Genomic DNA, 21,615 nt, shown 5'->3' on the forward strand with positions numbered 1-21,615 from the left:
GTGATTATGCCTCTTTTTCGAAGCAGGCGAGACGCCTGCGCTCCCGGCGCGTCGCAATCGAAGCAGGCGAGACGCCTGCGCTCCCGGCCCGTTTCCACACGACAAAGTACCGATCGGCGCATTCAGCATCATGCGCGTAGTTTGCGGCGCGGAAGCGGTCGAGGTCGTCGAACAGCGGGGCGGGGTCGGTGATGTGCAGCCAGATCTTGCGCGGGTCCGGCGGCTCAAACGTGACGAAGTAGAGCGGTTTCGCGTTCTCCAGATCGCGCATCAGCTCGTCGCGGTTTTCGCGCACGCGCGCGGATTCCGCGGCGTGCCACCGGCCCGAGCCGAGCGGCAGATCGACCGCGACATCGAAATACATGAAGTGCCGCGTCGGCGCGCGCAGGCCCGAATAGAAATAGACGTGGGGCGCGTAGTCCCAAACGAAGATCGTGTCGCCGGGCGCGGCGTTTTGCGAGAGGCACTCGCCGAGTTTCTTCGCGCGCTTGCTGAACGTCGAAAAGCGTGGCGCCTTGGTTTCCTCCCACGAAAAGTCCGCGGACTCGGTCCAGTTCGCGCGGCCGGTCGAAACCACGTTGGCGGTCGCCTGCGTCGCGGAGCTGGTTTCCAGGTGCAGGTCCTGCCCCGCGATGGGGACGAGCATGAAAAGCACCAGCGCCTTTAGCACCGGGCGCACTTCGTCGGTCATCGCGACGCGGCCGACAAACCTCGACGCGAGGATGACAAGCATCGGCACCAAAAGGATGAAGTAGTGGTCGAAAAACTTCGTGCCCGCGAAGACGGCGAACAGCGTCGCCAGTGTGTACGCGGGAATGAGGAAGCGCCCGCGGCGCAGGTCCTCGGCCATCTCGCCCGGCGGCAGCGGCAGCGGAATCAGCGCGAGGTACACGAGGAACAAAAGCGTCTGGACGTTTCGGAAAAACGGCCACAGCGAATCCTGAAGCTGGATCGTCAAAAAGCCCCAGCCCTCGGTGGAGGCGTAGCCCAGGTAGTTCGCTGGATTGAGCGCGCGGACCAGGTCGTCGAGCCCGCCCTTTGAAGCGAAGTACAGCGCGACCGGCAGCGCCGCCACGAGGCCCCCGGCGATATAGAGCGCCACGGCGACCGGCATGGGTGCGGTCTTGCGGCTGCGCGGCGCGAACAGCGATTCGGCGATCACCGCGATGCCGAACGCGATGACGTACATCGCCGCCTGCTGCTTGAACATCGCCGCGACGGAGACGAACGCGCCCGCGAAAAACAGGTGCGCGCGTTTCTGGATCGGCCGCGTGAAAGCGCCGATGAGCAGGTAGAGCGCCAACAGCGTCGGCAGGATCGTCCATGTTTCGAAATTCGCGCAAAGCCCGTTGCCGGTGGTGATCGTCGAATACGTCGCGTAGAGAAACGCCGCGGCCACGCCGCCGGCGACGCCGGCAAGCCGCCGCACGATGAGAAACGCCAGAAGCGAGCACGCGGCGTGGTAGAAGATCGCGAAGATCCACACGGGGTACATCGAGCGGCCAAACAGGCGGAAGATGATCTCGAAGAGCAGATACGTCAGCGGCGGCTTGGTTTCGACCGCGTTCGCGTAGACGGAGCCGGGCTCAAAGAAGAACTGCGCGCTGTAAGCCGCGCCCGCGACATCCGGATCGCAGATGACGTCGTCCAGGATCGGCACGCGCATCCACGCGCCGGCAAGCGCGATGGCGACAAACGCGAGCGCGACCGCGACGTTGCGCACGATGCCGCCGCGTTCGGAAAATGCGTCGTCGAGGATGCTCACGCGCGCCGCGCCGGATGGATCATGCGGCTATGTTGGCGAGCGCGGCGCGGCGGGGCAAGGGAGCGATGTCGGAGCCGCGAACGGAGCGCGCCGTCGGCACGCGATGTCAGGGCCGCAAACGGAGCGCAGCGGAGTGCGCGGTCGGCGCCGCATCAGCACAACGAACAGCGAGAGCGGCGATGCCGGGGCGGTATCGACCGCGCACTTTGCCGCCTGCGGCGGCTTCGTTTGCGGCCCTGATATCCTGGCGCTGGGGTCGGGAACTACGAAATATTGAACGCGCGGAAGAACACGTATTTTTCCGGCATCAGGCGGAAGAACCGGTACTTCATGCGCAGGCGCGCGATGGGGCGATACAAGCGCGCGGCGAGTTTCGTGAGTGGCGTCGAATCGTAGAACTCGAGTTTGCGATCGATGAAGATCGACAGGAAATACACCGACTTGCGCAATTGCCGGCCCGCCTTGTTGAGCCACGGCGTCGCGCGGTCGCCGGAGTGCAGGCCTCGCCAGTCATTGATGGACTTGGGCGGCGCGAAACCGAGCTGCTCGGCCGTCGCGAACAGGTTCGTGCCGGGGTAGGGCGCGTAGATGTAAAACGGCGAGACCAGCCCGCGCGGGTTCTCGCGCGTGATGCGAAGCCCCAGATCGATCGTCAGCCGAAGGTCGTTCTCGGTTTCCTGCGGCATGCCGGTCATGAGGTTGAACCACGGCGTGATGCCGACCTCGCGGCACATCGCGTTGATGCGCAGAATGCGCTCGGGGCTCGTGATCTTGAGGACCTGGCGTAGCAGCGTCTCCGATCCGCTCTCCGCGCCCATATCCAGGCGGACGCACCCGGACGCGCGCAGGCGCTCGAAGTCCTCGCGCTCCATCTTGCCGACGACGCCGATGTGCGCGCCCTGCACCTGGTAGGTGAACGGCGCGCCGCGCGCGATCAGACCGTCGAGCAGTTCGGCCGTGCGCCGGCGCGCGCCGAAGAAATTGTCGTCGACGAACGAGAGATGCTTCACCTCGGGGATCTTCGCGTGCAGGCGATCGAGCACGCCGAGCACCGTCTCGGCTTTTTGGCCGCGCCACGAGCGTTTGTGATACGAGTTGTTGTAGCAGTAGGTGCACGCCGACTGGCAGCCTCGGCTCGTCTCCATGTAAACGGTCGGCTTGCCGTCGACGAGAAACCACGGATTGCGCCGCAAAAGCTCGAACGGGATGTCGGGCAATTCGTCCATCGACACGAACGGCCGTTCCGCGTTGTGCAGGTTTTGCCCGTCGATGCGCCGCGACACGCCCGCGACGCCGGAGACATCGCCGCCGTCGAGGATCGTATCGACGAGTTCGCGGAAGGTGTGCTCGCCCTCGAAGCGCACGACGTAGTTGACGCTCGGCTCCTCGAGCACCTGATCGGGGAAGAGCGTGCCGTGGATACCGCCCCAGATGACGGGCAGGTTGGGCTTCACGCTTTTCACGAAGCGTGTCACGTCGAGCGCGGAGAAGATCTGGTCCCCCGTGATGCTATGGGTGCCGACGACCGACACGCCCTCGTCGATCAACCGCGCGAGCGTGCCGCGCCAGTCCTTGTCGATGCGCACGTCCACGATGCGCACGTCGTGGTCCGGGTGCAGGTAACGCGCCGCGCAAAGCAGCGAGATCGGCGGCGTCGGGAGCTTTTTCCCGGCGTCGAAAATGTTGGTCATCGGCTGAACGAGTGCGATACGCGCCATGGTCGGTCGATACTAGCGCGGTTACGCGTTTGAAAGAAACAGCGCCGCGATTTTCGAATGTTCGCGCGCTTACATCGGCGACTTTGGGGCGCGAATGCGGACTCAGGATCACGGCCGGGAATCGCGTCAGGCCCAAACCGTGACCGTAAGGCGATATTGTCGCCGTCGTCCAGCCTTTCGGCCTCCTCGAAATTGCCTCTAATATGCCGCCCGGATCATCCGAACTTCCAATGACCAACGAAACCGACGATACCGCCCGCGCGCGCCGCATGGAGCGCCTCGCGGCATTTTTCGCGGCTGCGACGGGTTTGCTTTTCGTATTGCTGATCGGCGCGCTCGCGCCCGACCCCTTCGAAAACGGCGGTGCGCCGCTCGCGTTCGCGCCGCCGGAGTCGCCGCCGCCCGCGGCGACGCCCGATCCGCTGCGCGTGGCCTGCCGGGCGCCGTGCGAGCGCGTCGTCGAATGCGGGCTGCTTGACGATATGGAGATGTGCGAACCGTGGTGCGTCGATGTGTGGGACGCTCCGACGCGCGCGTGCGTCGCGACGGTGGCGTGCGACCGCATCGAGACGGAATGCTTCGAGCCGACCGACGACGAGCTGTGCACGAGCGTGTGCGATCGCCTCGCCGGGTGTGAATGGCTCGACCTTGGCGGCGATTGCGAGACGGTCTGCATCGAATCCTGGTCGCGCCGCGAGCGCGCGTGTCTTGACGTCGTTTCGTGCGGGCCGGCCGTGGCCGCGTGCCTGGACCGGGAGACGCGCGCGCCATGCCCGGCCGTCTGCGAAAAGATGTCCGCCTGCGGGATCATCGAGGAGACGGGCGATCTGACGGCGTGTTACGCAACCTGCGCGACGGATTTCGAAACGCCGCTTCGCCACTGCATCATGGATCGTGCGTGCGACGAGGTGATGTCGTACTGCTTTGAAGGCCTGCTGGCCGAGGAGTTATGTTACGAAGCGTGCGCGGTGGCGTTCGATTGCGAGTTGACGAGCACGACGACCGAGGCGTGCCTCGCAAGTTGCGAGGCCGAATGGAGCGAGCCGCTGGCGATTTGCCTGGCGGATTCCGTCTCCTGCGAGAGCGCGACGGCCTGCTTTGACGAGCCGGCCGTCCAATGCCCCGACATCTGCGCGATCCTGATCGCCTGCGGCGCGTTCGACGTCGCCGATTACGAGGCTTGCTCGCGGCAGTGCGAGGATATTTTCACCGGCGCCGAGCGCGCGTGTCTGGCCGAGGGCGACTGCACGACGCTCACCGCGTGCCTGGACGGAACCGGCGCGCCGGCGGGCGGGAGCACCCCGACGACGGACGGTGAAGACGGGAGCCGGGACACGGGCGAGGACGCCGAATCGCCCGCGCCCGAGGACGAAGGTCTGGCGTCGTCCGCGCTGTGCGTCCCCTCGTGCCGCAAGCTCGCCGGCTGCGGCCTGGTGAACGCGTGGGAGGTCGATGGATGCGTCACGTCCTGCGAGGCCGGCTGGTCGCGCGAGCGCGTCGGCTGCATCCTCGGAAACGCGTGCACGGAGATCGCGGGGAAATGCCCGACGAACTGACGAGCCCGAAGTTCGCATCGGGTGCGCCGGCGCCGGGTGCGCGGGCCGCGACGGCCCTCGCGTTGATCGCGGCCGTCGCGCTTTACGCGCTGACGATCCATTTCAATAACCGCAAATATCTTAGTCTGGATGTGACGCACTTCGATCTGCAGCACGTCACGCACTACTACAATACGATCCGGCAGGGCGGCTTCGGGAATCTGTACGAGAAAGACCCCTACCTTTTCTTCGCGACGTTTCAGGAACCGAGCAACCTGCTTGCGATCGCGGCGTGGCGAATTTATCCGCACCCGCGCGCGCTGTTCGCGCTGCAGGGACTCTATTTGTGCGTCGCGGTGTTTCTGGCGTATCTCGTCCTCCTGCGGCTGACGCGGCGGCCGTGGGCGTCGTTCGCCGCAACGGTCGCGCTGGCGGCCAATCCCTACCTCTGGACATTGTTCACATTCGGGTTTCGGCCAAGCCTTTTCGCCGCGCCGTGCGTTGTCGGATTCGTGCTCGCCCAGAGGCACGGGCGAACGAAGCTGGCCGCGACGCTGCTCGTGCTCGCGGGTCTCGGCAAGGTGACGATGATGCTCTCGGTCGCGTTCACCGGGCTGCTGTTTTGGGTGATGGCTCCGCGGCAGCGCTGGGGCATGGGGGTCTTTTTCGCCGCGCTTTTCCTGTTTGTGTCGCTGGGGAGCGTCATGGGCTACATCGCCTCGCGCGCCAACCTGACGATCACCACCGAGATGCTGCACATCGCGCTCTACGGCGAGGACGTCGGCCAGGCGATCGCGACGATCTTCACGCGGCCGATCCACACGATCGCGCAGATGCTGAGCCCCGCGAACCTCGCGCACGTGGTGCTGCTGGGGTCGCTTCTGTTCTTGCCGGCGGCGGCGGGGCGATATTTCTGGGGTGCGCTTCCGGACATTGGGCTCATCCTCATGTCCACGACGAGCATGATCCACGGCCAGTATTTCCAGAATGCGTATCCGGCCGTCTTCCATCCGCTGGTCTTCCTTCATAACAACCACCTGTTCATCGTCGGATTTCTCATGGCGGGATTTGCCGTCGGCGCGGCGCGGATCATCAACGCGGCCGCGCGGCGCGGCGAGGCCCGCGCGTGGCAGGCCGCCGTCGCCGTGCTCGTCGCGGGAATCGCCGTGCGTGTGTTGTGGCCGACGATGATCGCCGGGCCGATCCCCGGCAACATCCACTTCGACGACCGCTACTACGACATGACCGAGCACGACCGTCTGGGCTGGGAGGTCGCCGCGCTCATCCCGCGGCACGCGTCGCTGCGCGCGCAGTGGAACCTTTATCCACCCGCGGTCGGGCGCCGCGCGGATCAACGCGCGTTCGAGTGGAACCTCGACAAGGTGCGCGAGGCGTACATCTTCGTGGACCTGTTCGCCTTCGAATATCTGCGCGACCGGTCGGCTTACCTCGACGCCGTGGAGATGGTGAACGACCGCGCCGACTACGGTGCCACGATCTTTGTCGACGGTTACATCGTCTGGCGGCTTGGCGAACCGACGGAGATGAACGGCGAGGTCCGCTCCTTCCTGCGGGAGCACCGGGACGAGCTGATGAAAAACCACTATCGCGCGTATCGCGACGCCTTTTTGCCGGAGCCCAGGGTGGGTGTGGATGTCTATTCGCAAACGCAGATCGAGCGTGCCGTGAGCCGGCCGCCAGGCGCTTCCGGGCCTGAAACGTGAGCCGCGCCACCTTGGTCCGGGTGAGCGCGCCGTGGTAACGTACGTCGTTTCGCCATGGCGTTCCGGCACGGTGATGAAACCGGAAAAAGGTGCATGAAAACCGTTCTCGTCAGACCCAGCGCCTCGCGCTATTTCTATACCTGCATCCCTCCCTTGGGATTCGGTTATTTGAGCACCACGCTCAAACGCGCCGGCCATTCGGTGCTTTGGGCGGACATCGGCCACGAGGGGTACACGAAAGAGAAGTTCTTCGCGGACCTGCACCGAGATCCCCCGGGGCTTCTCGGCTTTCAGATTTATTCGCGCACGCTTCCCGGCGCGCGGGATTTGATCGAGGAAACGCGAAAGCACGTGCCGGACACGACCGCATTTGTCGCCGGCGGCTGGCACCCGACGCTCGAACCGGAGCAGACGCTCGATTTTCTGCCGGGCGTCGATTTTGTGCTGATGGGCGAAGCCGACGAATCGATGCCGCGGCTCGCGAACGCGCTCGAGGGACGCACCGGCGCCGTGCTCGACACCATCCCGGGCCTCGCGTGGCGCGAGGGCGGCAAGGTCCGTAAGAACGAGGCGACGCTCCCGCCCGACCTGGACGCGCTTGGCCACGTCGACTGGGAGGGCATGCGCCCCTGGACGTACAAGGCCGAGAACCTCGGCGGATTCACGAAATACGCGCCCGCGGCGCTGATGCTCGCCAGCCGCGGTTGCCCGTACATCTGCGAGTTCTGCTCGGTGCCGGAGGTCAACGGCCACCGCGTTCGGCGCCACGGGATCGAGCACCTGCTCGAGGACGTCGAGCTTTTGCACAAGAAATATGGCTTCCGCGAAATCCGTTTCATGGACGACAACTTTCCGACGCAAAAATCCTACGTGCTGGAGTTTTGCGACGCGCTTCGGCGCAAGAACTTCGATATCGCCATCTCGTTTCCCGCGGGCATCCACCTGCGCCTTGTGGATGGCGAGGTTCTCGACGCGCTGAAGTCCGTCGGGCTGTATTCGTTCTCGTGCGGCATCGAATCGGGCAACGAGCGCGTTCTGAAGATGATCCGCAAGAACATCACGAAAGACGTGGTGCGCGAGAAGATCAAGCTCGTGCAATCGAAGGGCCTGCAAACGACCGCGTTTTTCATCCTGGGATATCCCACCGAGACGCGCGCGGAGATCGAGGATACGATCCGCTTCGCGCGCGAGCTCGATCTGACCGGCGCGCACTTCAACGTCTTCACGCCATTTCCGGGCACGAAGATCACGCGCCGCCTGGCCGACTGGGGGCTCTTGCGCGAACACCCGTGGGAGCACATCCACCTGGAGAACGTGAACTACTCCTACTGCAAGGTATCGCCGCGGACGCTGAAGTACCTGCGTCTCAAGGCGATCGTCACCTTCTGGTTCCGCCCGCGCGCGTTCATGCGCAACCTGAAACGCCTGCGCTCGTTCGGGCAGGCGAAATTCCTCATGGAAAAGCTATGGGAGTACGCCACGTAGCGGCGTGGCCGCGAAAGACCCATGCGTGTCGATCTGGTCCGACCCAACCTCACGAAATACATGTTTTCATCGATCGCGCCGTTGGGTCTTGGTTACATGGCCCGCACGGTGCGAAACGCGGGCTACGAGGCGCGCATCCGTGACGTCGGCCATGGCGATCTGACCAGGGAATCGTACTACGACGACATTCGCCGCCGCCCGCCGGATATTGTCGGCTTTTCGAGCTACTCGCGCGATTTCGCGCAGACGATGCAGCTTGTCGACGAGATGGGATCGTTTCTTCCGCGCGGCGTGCCGTTCGTGATCGGCGGGCCGCACCCGTCCGCGATCCCGGAAGAGACGCTGCGCCTGGCCCCGCGTCTTGACTACGTCATCTCCGGCGAGGGGGAGGAGGCGCTGCCGCTTTTGATGAAGGCGCATTCCCGCGCGAACGGAGTGCGCCTGGAGGATATTCCGGGGTTGGCCTGGCGCGACGGCGAGACGATTCGCGTCAACGATCGTGTGTTTCCGCAAAACCTCGATGCGTTCGGGCATATCGACTGGGACGAACTCGACCCGCGAAGCTACCACGGCGAAAACCTCGCCGGCGGTTCGCGCCGCGCGCCCGCGGCGATCGTCATCTCGAGCCGCGGCTGCCCATTCCACTGCGAATTCTGCACCGATCACATCCTGTTCGGCGCGAAAACGCGGCGGCACAGCGTCGATTACGTCATGGAAGACATCGAGATCCTGCATCGCAAGTTCGGATTTTCGGAGATCCGCTTCGTGGACGACAACTTCCCGACCGAGCGCGGTTACGTGCGCGCGTTCGTGGAGGAGTTCAAACGGCGGAACTGGGATCTGATCGTCAGCATGCCGATCGGCATCCACCTGCAGCTCATCGACGAGGAGCTGCTCGATCTTCTGAAGTCGATCGGCATGTACGAGATCACCGTCGGCATCGAGGCGGGCAGCCGCCGCGTGCAGAAGTTCATGCGCAAGGGCGTCACGACCGAACTCGTCAGGGAGAAGGTCGGCCTCATTCGACGGAAGGGCTTCGACACCATCGGCCTTTTCATCCTCGGTTACCCGACCGAGACGAAGGCCGAGATGAACGAGACGATCCGCCTGTCGCTGGAGCTGGGGCTGGATCAGGCGCATTTCCATCCGTTCATGCCGTTTCCCGGCACGCCGATCACAAGGCGCCTTGAGGAATGGGGACAGCTTCAGACGATTCCCTGGGATCAGCATCACTTCGAAAAATTCAATTTCTCGTATTGCGAGCTGCCCGTGTGGCGGCTGCAACTGCTGCGCTTGAAGGCGATGTCGCTGTTTTATCTGCGCCCCCGGCAGTTTTTCCGGTTCGTCACGAAATTCAAGACGTTCGGTCAGTTCAAATTCATCTTCACAAAAGTGCTGGAGTACATGTGATCGCTTCGCGGCCCGCGCCGGATTTGTTACGCTCGATCCTTCGCGGCGGGACGCGAACCGGGCGTGGCGCGCCGGCGCGAAAGTTTGGGAACCATGGCTGACGTCAGTCTGATTCAATCGTCGATCTTCCATCCGGACGTCGAAAAGGCGCCTCCGTTGGGAGTCTTGTATCTGGCGTCGAACCTGCGCGCCGCCGGTATCGACCCGGTCGTGTACGACATGAAGGGCTACGACCTGACCGTGCCGAGGGTCGTGGACGCCTATCGGAAAAACCCCACGCCGTATGTCGGTATCGGCGCGATCACCTACGACTCGCGCGCCATGCACGAGCTCGCGAACGGTATCCGCGCCGCCAACAAGAACGCGCGCATCGTCGCCGGCGGCCCGCACGCCACCGCGTATCGCGAGGATCTGCTGCTGCAAAACCGCGATCTCGACGCGGTGATCCTGAACGAGGGGGAGGAGACGTTCGCCGATCTCATCCACGGCGAGCGAAGCGGCAAGCAAATGCACGAGATCCCCGGCCTCGCGTTCCGCGACGGCGACACCGTGATGTTTTCGCCCGAGCGCCCGCTGTTGCAGGATCTCGACGCGCTCGAATACCCCGCCTACGACCTCGTGCCGCCGTCGGTGTACTGGGACAAGCCGCGCATTGCGTGGGTGTACGCGGAAAAGCAATACGCCACCATCACGACAAGCCGCGGCTGCCCGTATCGCTGCGCCTATTGCCACCGCACGCTCGGCAAGCGGTGGCGCGTGCGGAGCCTCGACAACGTCATGGGCGAGTTGCACATGCTGAAGGAACGCTACGGGGTCAGGGAGATCGTGCCTGTCGATGACATGTTCAACCTGTCGGTCAAGCGCGTGAACGAATTCGCCCAGCGCGTCATCGACGAAAAGCTCGACCTGAAATTCCACTTCCCCGTGGGTTTTCGTGCGGACATCCTGACCGAGGAGTCGATCGCGCTGCTCAAGGAAGCCGGCATGTACCGCTGCATGGTCGCCATCGAGACCGGCAGCCCGCGCGTGCAGAAGGTCATCGACCGCAATCTGAACATCGACAAGACCAGGCACATGATCGGCAAGATCGCGGACGCCGGCGTCATGGTGCATGGCGTGTTCATCCTCGGACTTCCGACGGAAACGAAGGAAGACATGATGGAGACGATGCGTTTTGCGCTCGAATCCAAGCTCCATTCGCTGGCGGTTTCCATCGCGATTCCGTTCAAGGACTGCAAGCTCATCGACTTGGCCAAGGCCGACGGCGTGGAGTTCTCCGACGACTTCGACCGCTACAACTACACGCAGTCGCGCGTGAACCTGACGCACGTTCCGACCGAATGGGTGATCAAGCTTCGCCGCGACACGTACCGCCGGTTTTTTACGCCACGCCGCGTGTGGAATTTCGTGCGCCTGCTGCCGCGGCCGACGCGGCATATGGCGCGGCTCGCCAAGGTGTTCGTACGCAAGGCGTTCCTGTGGTAGGGGCGACGCGCCGCACGGAGGGGTAATGTCCGATCTTCTGCTGATTCAGCCGCCGAACATCGAGGGAACGCTGTTCAACCTCCCCGGCGTCGAGGTGCCGATGTCGATCATGACCGTCTCCGCGTATCTGAAACGCGAGGGCTACAGCACCGACATCGTCGACCTGACGCTCACGAAAAATCCACGCGATACGCTTCGCCGCGTGCTGTACGGCAATGCGCCCGAGGCCGTCGGGATCACCTCCTACACCTCCAACATGGAGATCGCCGGGCGCATCGCGCAACGCGTGCGCGAGGCATGGCCGAAAGCCAGGCTCGTGCTCGGCGGATTTCATCCGTCCGCGCTGCCGGAGCAGACGATTCGCGAATACCCCGTGTTCGACGCCGTCGTGCACGGCGAGGGAGAGGAGACGCTGACCGAGCTGATGAACGCATGGGGACGCGGCGGCTCGATCGCGAACATCCTCGGCATCGGCTACCTCGACGGCGACGAGGTGCGTCTTAACGCGCCACGCCCGCTGATGAAGGATCTCAACGCGCTGCCGTTTCCGGATCGCGATTCCGTCCCGGTGACCCGCTACGTGCCGGATGTCGGCAACTACCACTCGCTGCCGACGACGGGCATCCTGTTCTCGCGCGGGTGTCCGTGCCCCTGCGGCTTCTGTTCTAAGAGCGTGTTTCTCGACACCGTGCGATATCGCACGCCGGAAAACTTCTGCGACGAAATCCGCGAGTGCCAGCGCCGCTATGGCGTCAACGACTTTCGCCTGTTCGACGAAGGCCCCACGATCCGCAAGCGCAACATGAAGGTGATGTGCGAGGAAATTTTGCGGCAGGGCCTGAAATTCACGTGGAATTGCTTCTCGCGCGTGGACGTGGTGGACGAGGAACTGCTCGAGCTGATGGCGCGCGCGGGCTGCTACCACGTGATCTACGGCGTGGAGACGATCGTCCCCGAGACGCAGGAGCGCGTCAAAAAGCGCATCGACATCGAGCGTACCAAGGAGGTGTGCCGCCTGACGCGCAAGCACGGCATCGAGTGCAAGGCGAACTTCATCCTGGGCTTCCCCTGGGAAGGGGAGGAAGAAGCGGAGATGAACGTGAAATTCGCGACCCAGCTCGACGCGGACCTCGCCTCGTTCAATCTCTTCAAGCCGATGCCCGGCAGCCCGCTCTACGACGAGATGACGTCGAAGGGCGAGATCTTCGCGAGCAGTTGGGAAGACTTTTTCGTCACGAGCGATTCCAAGATATTCCATTCGAAGATGGATCAGGCGACGCAAAAGCGCGTCCTGAAAAACGCGTGGCTGCGGTTTTATTTTTCGCCGCGGGCGATTCGCCGGCGCTTCCAGCGCCTCTTGCGCGACCCGGAGGTCGAGGCGAAAAAGATCTTCACCGGCGTCTCGGTCCTTCTCGCAAACGCGTTTCGGTAGGGCGAAGGACCGGCGGCGCCCCCGTTCGGGTGCCACTTTTTTACCGGCCGAAGTACGGGAAAAGTGTGCTTGATACGCGGCACGCTTATCCCGCTCATCCGCCCGTGGGCGCCGTTTGGCCGGTGTCCTCATGCGCTCCGGATCGCGCTACACTCTTGCTGCCCGCGGACCGCTTATCCGGAGGTTGCCATGCATCGTTCCGTCATCGCCCTTGCCGCGATCGTCGCTGCGATCGCCGTCGCCGCCGCGCTTGGCCTGACCGCGTGCGCGAACGAAAAGCTCGACGTTCAGGCGGCCGTGGACGCGGCGCAAAAAGCCTTCGACGAGGCCGAGGCCGCCGGCGCGAAAACCAACTGTCCGTTGAAATTCGAGGCCGCCCAGATCAAGACGACCGAGGCGCGCGACGTTTTCAACGCCGGCAATTACAAGCGGGCGAAAGTCTCCGCGGCCGAGGCGGTCGCGTTGTCCGAGGCGGCCCGGACTTGCGCGCGGGCGACGTGATCCGGCGCTCCCCGGCAACGCCTTTCGCCGGGCGGGCCGACGTATCGGGTTTCGTCTTGCGATGACCTCTTTCCTCTTTCCTCGTGGCCGCTCTTTCCTCTTTTCTCCTCATTGATTACATTCCGCGCCTATGCCACACGTTTCCCACGCCAATCCGCGAAAATTCCTGATGGGGGCCATCGTTTTCGCGCTCGCCGCCGCTCTGGTTTCGGGTTGCGAAAAGGGGCCGAAACAATATGCTTTCTCCGACTACGAACTGCTGCCGGCGATCGAGCTTTCGCCCGCGGACATGCAGCACATCCTCACCACCGCGCGAGCCATGGTCGCCGGCGACGTCTGGCAGCGCCAGCCGGAACTGCATGAGGTGGTCTATACCGAAAAGCCGCGCGGCGTGTTCATCTCCGCCGTGCGCGAAAACGACCGCGCGCTGACCGCTTTCGGCTTCGGCGATTCGATCGAGGACGCGCTGTCGCGCGCCGCGAAGCTCCTGCGTCGCCTGGATGAGGAAGGCGACCCCGCGCGCTTTCCGCTGCGCGTCGACGTCATCATCTCCACCAGCGAGTCGTCGATGAAAACCATGAGCGCGCGCTGGCGCCATGACCTCGCGCACGAGGGGGTCATCCTCGAAACCGACCCGGTCGTCGCCGCTCTGCCGCAGGAGATCATGGGGTATCACGTGATCGACGAGGGCGGGCGCTATTACTCCGCCGGCATGAAGCGCCTGACGCGCGCCCGCGTCATTGGCGAAATCGTCCGGGACAGCCTGCAAGACAAGTCCGAAATCTCGTATGTGCGTTTCACGTCCGCGGGCATCACCGAGGCGCCGGACTGGACGCCGAATCTTCTCTACGGCGTCAACTTCTTCGAGATGCCGGTGGACGAGGCCTCCCTCCTGCGCGCGCTGATCGCCGGCGGCGAGTGGCTGAAAAACAACATCGACAAACGCACCGGCCGCTTCAACTACCGCTATTACCCGTCGCGCAATCTGGACTCCGCGGCTTACAACCACCTGCGTCACGCGGGCACGGCCTACGCGATGGGCGAGGTTTTCGAGATCACGCGCGACGCGGCGATGCTCGATGCGGTGAAGGCCGCGCTCGGCTGGATCGAAAAGGAGATGGACGGACCCAAGCCCTCCGATCGCGCGGCGGGCGCGGACTTTTTGGCGCTCGTCGAAAAAAGCGATGGCGCGCGCGTCGCGAAAACGGGCGGCGCGGGGCTTTCGATCATCGCGTTCGCCAAATACATGGAGCAGACGGGCGACGCATCGTATCTGCCGAAGATGCAGGCCCTCGCGCGGTTCATCCTGTTCAACCTGGACGAAAACGGCCGCCTTTCGAGCAAGTACTATTACGACGACAAGGTGCACCAGCCGTTCGATTCGCAATATTACCCCGGCGAGTGCGCGCTTGGGCTCGTGCGCCTGCACAAGATCGACGGCGACACGCGGTGGATCGACGCGGCGACGCGTATCGCGGCGTATCTGCGCACGGTGCGCGACGCGGGCAAGACGGCGGACGACATCATCCACGACCACTGGCTGTCGATCGCCGCCAACGAGATATACCCGGTGACGAAGGACGCGGCGCTGCTCGCCCATGCGTTTACGATCGGCGACGCGATGGAGCGCGGCCAGATCGTGGAGACCAAGCGCGCGGATATGTTCGGCGCCTTCCACCGCAAGCCGACATCGACCGCGACCGCGTCACGCGTGGAGGCGCTGAACGCGCTCGCGCGGCTTGCGCGATTCGCCGGCGAAACGGAGCGCGCCGAGCGATACGCCACGGCGGCCGCGCAGGCGGCGAACGTGCTTTTGCGCTCGCAGTACAATACCGTCAATTCGATGTTCTTCCCCGCGCCCGAAAAGGCGCCGGGCGGCTTCATGGGCGGCTACCACGATCCGCCGATCCAGATCGACTACGTGCAGCACAACATCAGCGCGCTTTCCGGCGTGTGGCGCGATTTCGTGCGCAAGGCGGGCGACGATCCGTCGAGCCGTTACGGCGACGTGGCCAAATTTTTCCCCGCCGGGCGCGAGCCGGAAAAAACGGTCCCCGCGCCGCCGACGCTCGAGGCGAAATCCGCCGAGACGGCGCCGCCTCCCGCCCCGGACGAAACCGAAGCGATCGAGCCCGCGGAGGCGGACGCGGCGTAGCCGAAAGGATTGGGCGCCGTTTGCGATGTCCAAGCCGCCGGCGGTCAGAATCGATCCCGATAGAGTCCGCCGAAAAAAAACCGCCGGGCTGCCGCGAAAGTGATATCCTGACGCAGCTTTCGCGATCGATCGCGACCGTGTCGTTGCACGGCATAAGGACTTGATTTTCCACAATTCCATCGGAGGTGAGACATGAGAACGTTGTTATCGGCGTTGACGCTCGCGTTTGTCATGGGGTTCATGGCGATGCCGCCGGCTTACGCGGCCTGGGTCGACACCAGCTCGATCATTCCCGACCTTCCCGCGGCAACGAACCAGGCGTTCGTCATCGGGGACGAGATCTACGTGATCGGCGGATTTGACGATGACGGCTTCGTCTTCAGCCCGAAAGTCCGGGTGTACGACATCCTCGGCAACACGTGGGATACCCTGCCCGACGCGCCGATCGCGCCTGCCCGGCTTCGTGGCGCCGTTGTCGATGAAGTGATTTACATCATGAGCGCCGTCAACAACGGCGCACCGATCACAACCGTCTATTCGTTCGATCCGCTCGCGAAGGGACCTTCGGACTGGACCACGCTCGAGGCGCTTCCCGCATTGACCAACGCGGAATCACGCGCGGCGATTTTTGACCCGGCGTCCGCCCGCATCTACACGGCCGGCATGGGCGAGGCGACGACGATCTACGACCCCGCGCTGGATACGTTCGAGACAAACGGCGTTGCCGGGAACAGCGTCGTTGCGTTCGGCTGCGCGACATTGACGGGCGGAGACGTCATGTTGGCCGGCGGCACCACGAGCCTGATGTTCAGCCCGCCTTCCGCGACGCCTCAGCTCTATGACATTTCCGGCGACACCTGGGCGGATCTCACGCCGGTGCAGGCGGTCGCGTATTGGGACGCGGGGTGCGTTGATTTCCACGGAGCGGCGTACATTTTTGGAGGACGGTTCGCAAGCTGGACGGATCACACGACGAACGTTCAGTCCTTCGAAAACGCCAAGGGGACCTGGTCGAGCTTCGAAGCCTTACCAGAAGCGCTCGGCGGTCCGTTCGCGGCGCTGTGGGGAAATTACGTATTTGTCGGCGGCGGAATCGATGCGTCGGGACCGAACATGGAGACCTATCGCAACAAACTCGCCAATGATGATCCTGAAATCACCTCCACGGCGGTGACAACCGTGGCCGAGGGTGACATGTACGTTTACGACGTGGACGCGGCCGACGCCGACGTCTTCGACGAATTGGCCTATTCGCTCACCGTGAGCCCGACCGGCATGACGGTCGACGCCGATACCGGCGAAATCGAGTGGGACACGACGGGCGTCGTGCCGGACGGTTACGACGTCACCGTCGAAGTTGATGACGGCGACGGTGGCACCGACTCGCAGTCGTTCATCGTGACCGTGACCGGCGCGGACGACGACGACGCGGACGACGATGATGCGGACGACGATGATGCGGACGACGATGACGCGGCCGATGACGATGACGCGGACGATGACGATGACGCGGCCGATGACGATGACGATGACGATGACGCGGCCGACGACGATGACGATGACGACGACGATGGCTGCTGCGGCTGTTGAATAGAGGCTGAAAGACGGAAAGGCGAACGAAAAACGGGCGACCCTGCTTCGAGAACAGGGCCGCCCGTTGACATCTCAAATGACCCGCTCCCTCACGGTCGCGGTTCGTCGTTGGGGGCATGCAGCGTGCGATTCATTCCGCATTCCGCATTCGCCATTCCCAATTGGTGTTACATGTTTTTGACAATCTGCTCGCCGAACGCGGAGCAGCTCACCTCGGTCGCGCCGTCGAGCTGGCGGGCGAGGTCGTAGGTGACGACCTTCTCCAGGATCGAGCGCTCGATGCCCTGCTTGATGAGGCCCGACGCCTTATCCCAGCCCATGTATTCGAGCATCATGCACGCGGACAGGATGAGACTGCCCGGATTGACCTTGTCCTTGCCGGCGTACTTCGGCGCGGTGCCGTGCGTCGCCTCGAAGAGGGCGACGTGGTCGGCCATGTTCGCGCCCGGCGCCATACCGAGGCCGCCGACCTGCGCGGCGCAAGCGTCGGAGAGGTAGTCGCCGTTCAGGTTCGGCGTGGCGAGCACGTCGTATTCGTCCGCCCGCGTGAGCACCTGCTGGAACATGCTGTCGGCGATCCGGTCCTTGATGACGACCTTGCCCTCGGGCTGCTTGCCGCCGAAGTCCGCCCAGAGCTGGTCCTCGGTGATCGTCAGCGCGCCGAAGTTCTCCTGGGCTTCGTCGTAGCCCCACTGGCGGAACGCGCCCTCGGTGAACTTCATGATGTTGCCCTTGTGAACGAACGTGACCGACTTGCGGCCCTTGTCCACGGCGTGCTGGATCGCCTTTTTCACAAGGCGCCGCGTGCCGAAGATCGACATCGGCTTGATGCCGATGCCGGAATCCTTGCGGATCTTCGTGCCGTAGGTGCCGTTCAGGAACTCGATGAGCTGCGCGGCTTCCTTCGTGCCTTCCTCGTATTCGATGCCCGCGTAAACGTCTTCCGTGTTCTCGCGGTAGATGACGACGTCGAGGCTGCCGGGGGACGCCACGGGGCTCGGCGTGCCTTGGTAATAGCGCACCGGGCGGACGCACGCGTACAGATCGAGGATCTGGCGCAGCGACACGTTCAGGCTGCGGATGCCGCCGCCGACCGGCGTGGTCAGCGGGCCCTTGATCGAGACGACGTGTTCGTTGATGGCGTCGGTCGTCGCCCTCGGAAGCCATTCGCCGGTAGCCTTGAAGGCCTTTTCGCCGGCGAGGATCTCGAGCCACTCGATGGCGCGCGTGCCGTCAAAGGCCTTTTTCACCGCGGCGTCAACGACGAGCTTCATGGCGTAGGTGATGTCCACGCCGATGCCGTCGCCTTCGATAAACGGAATGATGGGGGTTGCGGGGACGGCGAGCCTGCCGTCCTTTACCGTGATTTTCTCGGCCATGATGATCTCTCCTGGGGAGCGTTCGAAAGACGCGATTCTTGGTCCAAAAGCGGAGCTTCGTGTACATTATCGAGGTCGATTGCGCAACATGAGCCGGGTCAAGCGCCGACCCGCGCGAGGGGGCAACATGGCCAGAGTTATCTGGAGACCGTCGGGAGAATATCTCACCGCGTCGAACATCGCGCGGCTTTGCAAAATCGCGGGCGCGAACAACTACCGCGAGTTGCACGCGTGGTCCGTCGCGGACACGTCGCGCTTCTGGGACGTCGCGCTCAAGGACCTTGGCGTCGAGTGGTACACGCCGTACACGAAGACGCGCGAGGGCGGCTTTCCGATCGCCACGTGGTTTGTCGGCGGCAAAACGAACATCGTCCTGAACGCGATCGACAAGCACATCCGCGACGGGCGCGGGGACAAGCCGTGCGTCACGCATATATCGGACGACCGCGAGCCCACGATGTGGACCTACGCGCGCTTGAACGAAGAAGTCTGCCGCCTTGCGAACGCCATGCGCGCGTTCGGCATCGAAAAGGGCGAGGCCGTCGGGCTCTACATGCCGATGACGCTTGAGCTGATGGCCGCGTATTTCGCCATCCTCAAGATCGGCGCGGTCGCGGTGCCGGTGTTTTCCGGATTCGGCGCCACGGCCCTGGCCGTGCGGATGCAGGACGCGAAGGCGCGCCTGCTTTTCACCGCGGACGGATCGTTTCGCCGCGGCAAGCCCGTGGCGATCAAGTACGAGGCCGACGCCGCGTGCGCGATCGCTACAGATATCGAGCGCGTCGTCGTGCAAAAGCGCGCGAACGTGGACGTGCCGTGGACCGACGGCCGCGATGTCTGGTACGCGGATTTCATCGCCGATCAGCCGGCGGCGGCGAACACGGAAATCTGCGATTCGGAAGATGTGGCGCTTGTCGTTTACACCTCCGGCACGACGGGCAAGCCGAAGGGCACCGTTCACACGCACGGCGGATGCATCGCGCAGACCACGAAGGAACTGGGTTACGCCTTCGACGTGAAGCCGGACTCGAATTTTTTCTGGGTGACGGATATCGGCTGGATGATGGGCCCGTGGGAGATGATGGGCGTGCAGCACTTCGGCGCGCACTACCTGATCTTCGAGGGCGTGCCGAACTACCCGGACCCCGGCCGCTTGTGGCAAATCGTGGAGCGGCACCAGGTGACGCACCTGGGTGTCTCGCCGACGGCGATCCGGCTCTTGATGCAGTCCGACGAATCGTATGTGAAAAACCACGACCTCTCGACGCTCAAATATTTTGGGTCCACCGGCGAGCCGTGGGATCCGGAATCGTATATGTGGCTTTTCGAAAAGGTCGGCGGCGGCCGCGTGCCGATCGTCAACATCTCCGGCGGCACGGAGATCGTCGGCTGCCACCTGTCGCCGAACCCGATTACGCCTTTGACCCCGTGCACGCTCGTCGGCCCGGCGCTCGGCATGGACGTGGACGCGTTCGACGAGGAGGGCCGTTCGATAACGAAGGGCATCGGGCACCTGGTGTGCAAGCAGCCCGCGCCGTCGATGACGCGCGGGTTCCTGAACGACAAACAGCGCTATCTCGATACCTATTTCTCGCGCTTTGACGGCGTGTGGTTTCACGGCGATTGGGCCGAAATCGACGAGGATGGCTTCTGGTATCTGCGCGGGCGGTCGGACGACACGATCAAGGTCGCCGGAAAACGCATGGGCCCCGCGGAGATCGAAGCCGCGCTCATCGAGCATCCGGACGTGATGGAGGCCGCGGCGATCGGCATCCCCGACGAGCTCAAGGGCGAGGATGTCGGATGCTTCGTGGTGCTCGCGCCGGGAAAGACGCCGAGCGAGGAGCTGCGCGCGGAGCTGGCGAAGCTCGTCGTGCATCATCTCGGAAAGACGGTGCGTCCCAAGGAGCTTCGTTTCGTCGACGATCTTCCCAAGACGCGATCCGCGAAGATCCTGCGCGGCACGATCAGGAAGATCTGGCTCGGCGAGGATCCGGGCGACACCGCGTCGTGCGCGAATCCCGATGCGCTCGAGGGTATTCGCCGGGCGACCTGAGTGCGCGTCAAACTCGCCAGCGATATTCACGGCGCATACGACGCGCTCGCCGAGGCGCTCGAACCCGGCGATACCGCGTTCCTGCTCGGCGATTTCATCAACGTCATCGACTACAAGGACCAGTCCGGAATCCTCGCCGAGATCGTGCCCAGGGAGATCATCCGTGCGTCGGTCAAACTCATCGGCGAGCAAAAGCTCGACGAGGCCAGGGCGCTGATGTCGAAGACCTCGAAGAGCATCGACAATTTTTTCGCGCGCGTCGCCGAGCTTGCCGACAAGTATTACGACGAGCTGTTTTCGAAGCTCCCGTGCGAGGCGTACATCATCCACGGCAACGTGGATTTTCCGCCGCTGCTCGCCGGGCGCCTGCGCGCGCGGCAGCACTACATCGCCGAGCAGCAGGCGTTCGATTTCGACGGGCGCCGCTGCGGGTTCGTCTCCGGGCACCCCAAGATGACGTATTCGTTCGGCATGCCCGGCGAGGTAACGGAGGATGAGTTCGCGCGCCGGCTCGCGTTGCTGGGACCCGTCGATCATCTGTTCGTGCATTCGCCGCCGGCCGTGCGCGAGCTGTCGTTCGACACCGCCGCCGGCCGTGACGAGGGCGGAAGTCCCTCGCTGCTCCAATACATCGTGGAACATCAGCCACGGACCGTGCACTTCGGGCACGTCCACGTGCCGATCGCAAAATCGCTGACGATCGGCGAAACGTCATGCGTCAATCTCGGGTGCTTCCGCGACGAACGCAAAGTCACCGGGTTTTCGTGGTGACGCGTTCGGCGATGTCAGGGCCGCAAACGAACGCCGGCCCGCGTGAAGCGGGGCGGCGGGAGTGCGCGGTCGGCCACGCCCCGGCATTGTCCATGTCTCTGAACGCCGCCGTTCTCGGGAACCACGATCATGCGAACGCGGACGTCGGCGCGCGGCTCGATCCTCGATCCTCAATCCTCAATCCTCGTTCGCCATGTCCATGAACGCCGCCGAAATCGCGCGCATCGCCGCCGACCTGCGCGACATCGTCACCGGCGGGCGACTGCAAAAAATCCGCCAGCCCGACGCACACACGATCGTGCTCGAAACGCGCGTGCCCGGCCGCACGGTGTACATCATCGTCAGCGCGCGGCCGGGGCTTTCGTACGTCGCGCTCGCGGAAGACACGCCCGAATCCCCGCCGGAATTGCCCGCTTTTTGCGCTCTCGTTCGCAAATACGCGCAAGGCGGCGGTATCGCCGATGTGACGAGCGTTCCGGGCGACCGCGTTGCGCGCATCGACGCCGTCACGTCGGACGGAAAGCGCGCGATCGTAGCCGAACTGTTCGGGCGACAGGGCGACATTCTCTTGCTCGACGAAAACGACCGCGTGCTCGGCTCGCTGCG

General features: G+C 64.0%; 15 protein-coding genes. 12 read left to right on the forward strand and 3 right to left on the reverse strand.

Annotated elements, in window-relative coordinates; genetic code table 11:
* Nucleotides 1–4: 4 nt before the first annotated feature.
* On the reverse strand, nucleotides 5–1,765 hold the full coding sequence (locus tag K8I61_04000; protein ID MBZ0271173.1) for a glycosyltransferase family 39 protein: 1,761 nt from the start codon (nucleotides 1,763–1,765) through the stop codon (nucleotides 5–7).
* Between the two features lie 263 nt (nucleotides 1,766–2,028).
* Complete coding sequence (locus tag K8I61_04005; protein MBZ0271174.1) at nucleotides 2,029–3,483, reverse strand: B12-binding domain-containing radical SAM protein; 1,455 nt, start codon at nucleotides 3,481–3,483, stop codon at nucleotides 2,029–2,031.
* A gap of 230 nt (nucleotides 3,484–3,713) precedes the next feature.
* Between K8I61_04005 and K8I61_04010 the strand changes: the two genes are divergently transcribed.
* The 9 genes from K8I61_04010 (at nucleotide 3,714) to K8I61_04050 (ending at nucleotide 16,800) form a co-directional block, all read left to right on the forward strand.
* Entirely contained in the window at nucleotides 3,714–5,039 is a 1,326-nt protein-coding gene (locus tag K8I61_04010) for a hypothetical protein (GenBank protein ID MBZ0271175.1), read from the forward strand.
* On the forward strand, nucleotides 5,024–6,742 hold the full coding sequence (locus K8I61_04015) for a DUF2079 domain-containing protein (GenBank protein ID MBZ0271176.1): 1,719 nt from the start codon (nucleotides 5,024–5,026) through the stop codon (nucleotides 6,740–6,742). Before K8I61_04010 ends, K8I61_04015 begins: the two co-directional genes overlap by 16 nt.
* A 93-nt stretch (nucleotides 6,743–6,835) precedes the next feature.
* Complete coding sequence (locus tag K8I61_04020) at nucleotides 6,836–8,227, forward strand: B12-binding domain-containing radical SAM protein (protein ID MBZ0271177.1); 1,392 nt, start codon at nucleotides 6,836–6,838, stop codon at nucleotides 8,225–8,227.
* A gap of 21 nt (nucleotides 8,228–8,248) precedes the next feature.
* The gene (locus K8I61_04025) at nucleotides 8,249–9,637 is read left to right on the forward strand and encodes a B12-binding domain-containing radical SAM protein (GenBank protein MBZ0271178.1); all 1,389 of its coding nucleotides are present in this window, start codon (nucleotides 8,249–8,251) and stop codon (nucleotides 9,635–9,637) included.
* A 93-nt stretch (nucleotides 9,638–9,730) separates the two neighbouring features.
* The gene (locus K8I61_04030) at nucleotides 9,731–11,122 is read left to right on the forward strand and encodes a B12-binding domain-containing radical SAM protein (GenBank protein ID MBZ0271179.1); all 1,392 of its coding nucleotides are present in this window, start codon (nucleotides 9,731–9,733) and stop codon (nucleotides 11,120–11,122) included.
* Between the two features lie 25 nt (nucleotides 11,123–11,147).
* Entirely contained in the window at nucleotides 11,148–12,554 is a 1,407-nt protein-coding gene (locus tag K8I61_04035; protein ID MBZ0271180.1) for a B12-binding domain-containing radical SAM protein, read from the forward strand.
* A gap of 189 nt (nucleotides 12,555–12,743) precedes the next feature.
* Nucleotides 12,744–13,055 (forward strand): hypothetical protein, encoded by a 312-nt coding sequence (locus K8I61_04040; protein MBZ0271181.1) that lies wholly within the window; start codon nucleotides 12,744–12,746, stop codon nucleotides 13,053–13,055.
* A 169-nt stretch (nucleotides 13,056–13,224) separates the two neighbouring features.
* On the forward strand, nucleotides 13,225–15,210 hold the full coding sequence (locus K8I61_04045) for a hypothetical protein (protein ID MBZ0271182.1): 1,986 nt from the start codon (nucleotides 13,225–13,227) through the stop codon (nucleotides 15,208–15,210).
* Between the two features lie 192 nt (nucleotides 15,211–15,402).
* On the forward strand, nucleotides 15,403–16,800 hold the full coding sequence (locus K8I61_04050) for a putative Ig domain-containing protein (protein MBZ0271183.1): 1,398 nt from the start codon (nucleotides 15,403–15,405) through the stop codon (nucleotides 16,798–16,800).
* 170 nt (nucleotides 16,801–16,970) lie between these two features.
* On the opposite strand, the gene icd is transcribed toward K8I61_04050, so the two are convergent.
* On the reverse strand, nucleotides 16,971–18,182 hold the full coding sequence (gene icd / locus K8I61_04055; GenBank protein MBZ0271184.1) for an isocitrate dehydrogenase (NADP(+)): 1,212 nt from the start codon (nucleotides 18,180–18,182) through the stop codon (nucleotides 16,971–16,973).
* A 127-nt stretch (nucleotides 18,183–18,309) separates the two neighbouring features.
* Between icd and K8I61_04060 the strand changes: the two genes are divergently transcribed.
* The 3 genes from K8I61_04060 to K8I61_04070 all read left to right on the forward strand — a co-directional run.
* Entirely contained in the window at nucleotides 18,310–20,238 is a 1,929-nt protein-coding gene (locus K8I61_04060; protein MBZ0271185.1) for an AMP-binding protein, read from the forward strand.
* A complete protein-coding gene (locus K8I61_04065; protein ID MBZ0271186.1) occupies nucleotides 20,239–21,009 on the forward strand; it encodes a metallophosphoesterase in 771 nt (256 codons plus the stop codon). It begins immediately after the preceding gene.
* 199 nt (nucleotides 21,010–21,208) lie between these two features.
* On the forward strand, nucleotides 21,209–21,615 hold a 407-nt coding region (locus K8I61_04070), incomplete at its 3' end, for an NFACT family protein (protein ID MBZ0271187.1).

This window comes from bacterium (assembly GCA_019912885.1).
Lineage (GTDB): Bacteria > Lernaellota > Lernaellaia > JACKCT01 > JACKCT01 > JAIOHV01.